We start from the raw sequence: 3,717 nt of genomic DNA, 5'->3' as shown, positions 1-3,717 counted from the left end.
CGCGGCGGCGAGCAGGGGGAATCGGGCAGACATCATCGTCAGGCACCTGGTCAGGGTCAAAAGGCTGTTTCTATCACGCCGAGGCGGCAAGTCAACTGTGCTCGCGGGGCGACAGGGCACCATTGCCATGCCGGCCCGGGGGGTCGAGAATCGTGCACGGGTCCATCATAACCGAGGCCGCCCCTTGAATGCCCTTGAACATCACTGTCGCTTGCGCGTTGCCTTCCGGCGTGTCCTGGTGCTCGTGCTCCTTGGCGGGCTGGGATGGCTGACGCTTGCCACCCCCACGCTGGGCCAGGGGGTCGCATCGCAACGGGAGACTCCCCGGGAACTGCCCTCGCGCGAGGAGGTCGAGTCCCGCCTGGAGGAGCGCCAGCCGGCCGAGGGCGAGACCGCCGGGGAGGAGGCGCAGCGTGACATCGAGACACTGAATGCAGCCCTCGAGTCACTTCAGCGCCTCGAGGCGGTCAGGGAGGAGCTGTCCCGCCTCGAGACACGCGTCCAGGAGGCGCCCCAGGAACTCGAGCGCCTGCAGCGAGAGCTTCGCGAGATGGAGCGGGCGGACCAGGAAGAGACCTTCGATGAGCTGGAGGCCCTCTCCCTCGAGGCGCTGGAGGCGCGTCGCAAGGAGGCCGGAGAGGCCCTGGCTGGCTTCCAGGACCGGCTTGCCGAGGTCTCTACCCGGCTGCTGAGTGCCCAGACCCTGCCGGATCGGGCCCAGCAGGCCATCGGCAATGCGATGCAGCAGGCCGACGAGAGCCGGCGCCGACTGGAGGAGCTGGACGATAGCCAGGTCGCCGAGGATGATCCGCGGCGCTGGCAGCTGCGCATCGAACGCGAGCTGGCCGAGCAGACCCTGCAGCTGCATCAACGTCAGCTGGCCACCAATACCCGCCTGCGGGAGCTGGACCAGGAGCATCGCGACCTTCTCGAGCGCCAGGTGGCCAACCAGGAGGCCCGGTTGGCCATGCTCCAGGGCATCATCGACCGGCGCCGTCGCGAGGAGTCCGAGCAGGCCATCGCCGAGGCGGTCAACGACGAGGATGAGGGCGTCATCGGCCATCCCGTGGTGCGCGAGGCCCGGGAGGTCAACCGCACCATGAGCCTGGAGCTGCTGCGCGCCACCGACCGGGCCAATCGCCTGGTCCGGGAGGGCCTGGAGGTGCGTCGTCAGTTCGACCGGGTACGCCAGCTGCAGCGCAGCCTCAACGAGCAGATCGACGCCATCCGCGGCAGCATGTTGCTGTCGCGGATCCTGCGCGAGCAGCGCCAGACGCTGCCCCGGGTGGAGGAGCGGCGTGGTCTGCAGGACGAGATCGCCGATCTCCGGCTCAAGCAGTTCGAGCTAGGCCGGCAGCGTGAACGGCTGCGCGAGGGCGAGCAGCTGGCGCGCCAGCGGATCGAGGAGGCGGACACCGAGGCCTCGCCGGCCCTGGTCGATTCGTTGCTCGGGCTCTATCAGGCCCGTCGCGAACTGGTCGACCAGCTGGAGCAGGCCTATGGCGAGATGCTCAGCGCCGCCATCGACCTGCAGCTCAACCAGCAGCAGCTGCTGGCCACCAGCCAGGCGCTGCGTGCCACCATCGATGAGCAGCTGTTCTGGATCGCCAACAGCCGGCCCCTGGGGCTTGCCTGGCTGGGCAACCTGCCGGAGAACCTCGCCATGGAGTGGCGGGAGGGGGAGTGGCGCGCGGCACTGCCGGTGAACTGGCGGCTGCCGGACGCCCGGGCCCTGCTCGGCCTGCCGGTGCTGCTGGTGGCGCTGGGGCTGGTCGTCGGTCGACGGCGGATCCGCGCCCGCCTGGCACGCCTGCATCAGGAGGTCGGCCATCTCAAGAGTGACTCCCAGGGGCATACCCCCCAGGCGGTGGCCCTCAATGCCCTGCTGGCCCTGTTCGGGCCGCTGTGCGTGCTGGCGGTCGGCCTGGCGCTGCTGGTGGGCACCGAGGGAGTGGCCCGGGGCACGGGGCTCGCGCTGCTCCACCTGGCCCTGGCCTGGGCCGTGATTGGTTGGGCGCGCAACCTGCTGTTCCAGGGCGGGGTGGCCACCCGCCACTTCTACTGGCCTCCCGGCTATGCGGCGGCCCTGCGCCGTTGGCTGCTGTGGTTGGGGGTGGCGCTGGTGCCGGTGCTGCTGATCGGCCCCCTGGCCCGGGATGCGGGGGTCGACCTGAACCAGCGGCCCCTGGCTCTGGGCCTGCTGCTCAGCGGTCTGCTGGCCATGAGCCTGGTGCTGACCAAGCTGATTCTGGCGCATGTGCCCTTCTTTGGGGTCAAGCTGTTCCGGCTGGTGCTGGGGCTTGTCATCGCGCTGGTGCCGCTGGTGCTGGCGGGGTTGATCGTCTACGGCTTCGAATACACCGCACTCAGCCTGCTGGGGCGCTTCGTGATCAGCCTCTACCTGCTGGGGCTGTGGATCCTGGTCGAAGCCACGGTGATCCGTGGGCTGGCCGTGGCGGCCCGCCGTCTGGCCTATCGTCGGGCCCTGGCGCGGCGGCGCGCCCAGGCCCAGGAGGGTGCCGAGGGCAGCCTGGAGGTGGTCGAGGAGCCGCCTCTGGACATGGAGCAGGTCAACCAGCAGTCGCTGCGCCTCTCCAAGCTGATCCTGCTGATCGGCTTCATCCTGGTGCTCTACCTGGTGTGGTCCGACCTGCTCACCGTCTTCAGCTACCTGGAGCAGGTCACCCTCATCGAGCCGGGAGAGGGCCAGGCGGCCGAGGCGGTGGCGAGCATGGTCTCGGTGGCCGACATCATCACCGCTCTGCTGGTGGTGGTGCTGACCCTGATGATGGCGCGCAACCTGCCGGGCCTGCTCGAGGTCAGCGTGCTCTCCCGCCTGGAGCTCAAGCAGGGCAGCGCCTATGCCATCAGCTCATTGCTCGCCTATGCCATCGTCGGCGGGGGGGTGGTGACCGCCCTGGGGACCCTGGGCGTTTCCTGGAGCAAGCTGCAGTGGCTGGTCGCGGCGCTGGGGGTGGGCCTGGGCTTCGGCCTGCAGGAGATCTTCGCCAACTTCGTCTCGGGGCTGATCATCCTCTTCGAGCGGCCGGTGCGCATCGGCGACACCATCACCCTGGGCAACCTTACCGGCACGGTGAGCAAGATCCGAATACGCGCCACCACGGTGATCGATTTCGACCGCAAGGAGATCATCATCCCCAACAAGACCTTCATCACCGACCAGCTGATCAACTGGTCGCTCTCCGACACGGTCACCCGGGTCGTGCTCAGTTACGGGGTCGCCTACGGCTCGGATCATCGCCTTGTCCATCGCCTGCTGAGGGAGGCCGCCGACGAGAACCCGCGGGTCCTGGTGGATCCCGAGCCCCAGATCTTCTTCATGAGCTATGGCGAGAGCACCCTGGACTTCGAGCTGCGCATCTTCGTCAACAGCCTCGGCGACCGGCTCTTCGCGACCGACGAGATCAACTGCCGGGTCGGCGAGCTGTTCGCCGAGCACGGCATCGACATCGCCTTCAACCAGCTCGATGTCTGGCTGCACCGCGCCGGAGGCGAGGCGGCGCGGGTTCAACATGTCTCCACCGGTCCGTCGATTCCTCCCGAGCACCCGCCCCCCGGCGCCGGGGGGGGTCCGGGCGAATTCGAGGGCGGTGACGGCGGTGGGGGCGACGGCGGACGTTGAGCGACAGGCAGGGGGGGGGGCACCAAGGGGTTGCGCGAAGCAGAGCGCTGCCCTCAGCGCCTTACGGCGTGGAG

1 protein-coding gene is annotated in these 3,717 nt (G+C 69.0%); it reads left to right on the top strand.

Going from position 1 to position 3,717, the window contains the following annotated elements; all coding sequences use genetic code 11:
• Positions 1-244: 244 nt before the first annotated feature.
• Entirely contained in the window at positions 245-3,643 is a 3,399-nt protein-coding gene (mscK, locus tag SCI24_RS21155) for a mechanosensitive channel MscK (protein WP_318727245.1), read from the top strand.
• Positions 3,644-3,717 lie beyond the last annotated feature (74 nt).

The sequence above is a fragment of the Halomonas sp. genome (assembly GCF_033549285.1).
GTDB lineage: Bacteria > Pseudomonadota > Gammaproteobacteria > Pseudomonadales > Halomonadaceae > Halomonas.
Note: the sequence above shows the minus strand (reverse complement) of the source record. Positions and strands in the feature narration are given on the sequence as shown.